At 45.7% G+C, this 2,255-nt stretch carries 3 protein-coding genes; 2 read left to right on the top strand and 1 reads right to left on the bottom strand.

Features of this window, described 5'->3' with window-relative positions; all coding sequences use genetic code 11:
* Positions 1 to 493 (top strand): hypothetical protein (locus A3750_RS26105; RefSeq protein WP_197475005.1); only part of this gene is annotated, 493 nt, incomplete at its 5' end.
* 82 nt (positions 494 to 575) lie between these two features.
* Here the strand turns inward: A3750_RS26105 and A3750_RS11545 are convergent.
* Complete coding sequence (locus A3750_RS11545) at positions 576 to 1,640, bottom strand: 3-deoxy-7-phosphoheptulonate synthase (RefSeq protein ID WP_068453250.1); 1,065 nt, start codon at positions 1,638 to 1,640, stop codon at positions 576 to 578.
* A gap of 219 nt (positions 1,641 to 1,859) precedes the next feature.
* Here A3750_RS11545 and A3750_RS11550 point away from each other — a divergent pair, with 219 nt between their 5' ends.
* Positions 1,860 to 2,225, top strand: a complete 366-nt coding sequence (locus tag A3750_RS11550) for a PilZ domain-containing protein (RefSeq protein WP_068453252.1) — start codon at positions 1,860 to 1,862, stop codon at positions 2,223 to 2,225.
* The last annotated feature ends 30 nt before the right edge of the window (positions 2,226 to 2,255 follow it).

The following is a 2,255-nucleotide window of genomic DNA, read 5'->3' on the forward strand; positions in this document are numbered from 1 at the left end:
GAGTGTTCTTCCCCGATCAGCGATTCGATTACTAGAGCTACAAGCTGTTCCACTAAGCCAAGTTGGTGTAGATAACCCTGAGCTATCAGCAGGTGATGAAACGAAAAAATCAACGCGTGGCTTGTTAGGTAAGGTCAAAATAGGGCTTAAATCAAAGTCGAAGGTTGAACCGATTCACAGCAAACGAAAGCAGCGATACACTTTCAATATGGCAGCGTGGTTACGGTTTGGTTTGTCCGATGAGAATCGCCTCGTGACACTATGCCTGTCCTATACCGATGCGGCAGGAGAGCATGTGGCGCTCGTTGAAGAACAATTGGTCGAAGACAAGTCGAGTTCGATGCTTTCATCCTTTGTTGAAATCGAAACTAAAGGGCCTTTGTTAGCACTAAAAGTGGCCTGTGCCGGATTGCAAGCTGAAGATCGCTGTTACATCGAAGACCTCAGTATCAAGCGAGCTGAGGTAGACGTTACCGAAAGAGCTGCTGTTTAACACATGCTAAAGCAAGAAAGCCGCTCGTAAGACTGTCAATACGCAATCTAAGCGAGCGGCTTTTACGATAAGAATTACTTCTCTATCGGTTTGGCAACACATCCTTGAGTTTTGTATGCATATCTAGAATGGCTTTTTCTGTTGTTTCCCAGTCAATGCATGCGTCGGTGACAGAAACGCCATACTGAAGGTCTTGGAGGTTTTCAGGAATAGACTGGCTACCCCAATTCAAATTACTCTCAATCATCAAGCCAATAATCGACTTGTTGCCGTCAATAATCTGATTTGTGGCGTCTTGCATAACAAGAGGTTGCAGCGCAGGATCTTTATTTGAATTCGCGTGGCTACAGTCAATCATGATGTTTTTCGCAAGATTGGCCTTTTCAAGGGCCTGCTCACAAAGGGCTACGTTTACCGAATCATAATTTGGCTTGCCACCACCCCCACGAAGTACAACGTGAGCATAGGGGTTGCCTTTCGTTCGGACCACAGAAACTTGCCCCTCGCGATTAATGCCTAGAAAGCTATGCGGGTGGGCAACCGAACCCAGTGCGTTGATTGCGACACCTAGGCCACCATCGGTGCCGTTCTTAAAACCGATTGCTACGGAAAGTCCAGAGCTCATCTCTCTGTGCGTTTGCGACTCTGTGGTTCTAGCGCCGATTGCCGACCAAGAGATGGTATCTTGTAAGTACTGTGGCGAGATCGGGTCAAGTGCCTCTGTCGCAGTTGGCAGCCCGATTTCAGCAATATCTAACAACAGCTTTCGGCCAATATGCAAACCGTCTTCGAGCTCAAAAGAGTCGTTCAAGTGTGGGTCATTGATCAAACCCTTCCAGCCAACCGTCGTGCGCGGCTTTTCGAAATAGACACGCATAACCAGGTAAAGGGTGTCCTTTACCTTGTCTGACAGCTCTTTTAGCTTCAGTGCATATTCTTTTGCAGCGTCTACATCATGAATAGAGCATGGGCCCACAACGAGAAAAATACGTTTGTCTTCTCGGTCCAAAATGCGATTTACAGTATCGCGGCCTTGTTGGATAGTCTCTTTGGCTTTATCAGAAAGCGGAATATCGCTTTTAAGTTGTGCTGGAGTGATAAGAAGTTCTTGGCTAGCAACGTTGATGTTGTCTAATTCGGTGCTCATGGTTTTAACCTACTAAATATCGTCTACTACCGACAGGTTATTGTTTTAAGTTACAAATCTAAGTTAGCCAACGATGTTGCAGCAATAAAGCCGGCTTTGCAACGTCTAGGGTTGTGTTACGTGAATGATTCATAAAAATAGGGTTTTATCGCGCCAAAAACGCGCTTATGGCTATACTCAATTAGTAATGTATTGAGCTAAGGCACCTATAAGAAAACCATGACCCAATATTTTAGTGATGACGAAAGACGCGGCGAAGCAAGAATCTATCGCAGCGGTGAGATATTTGTAGAAGTGACCTCAGCAGAGCCAGACACTAGTGCTTTACCAGAAATCATTCGTTGCGAGGTATTGGATTTGTCCGCAACGGGAGCGCAGCTTCTAGCCGATGAGGACATGCAGAATGGTGCAATACATACTTTGGTTGTCGATCTGGACGAGTTTACAGAGAATTTCCGGCTTGCTGGTGAGGTTCGTTGGACTCAGTCTTGTCGCGACGGCTATTTGGTAGGTTTTGAATTTCTAGATTCTGAGCAAACCGGGATTGATGACTGGAAAAGCTTGCTTTCAAACTTCTTGAACTAGCTACTATTCGCTATCAATATCTTCCATCGT

The organism is Oleiphilus sp. HI0079 (genome assembly GCF_001635105.1).

Bases quoted from the DNA above. Each gene is read 5' to 3' on its own strand.
- A3750_RS11545 (WP_068453250.1), bottom strand. From the start codon at position 1,640: ATGAGCACCGAATTAGACAACATCAACGTTGCTAGCCAAGAACTTCTT.
- A3750_RS11550 (WP_068453252.1), top strand. From the start codon at position 1,860: ATGACCCAATATTTTAGTGATGACGAAAGACGCGGCGAAGCAAGAATC.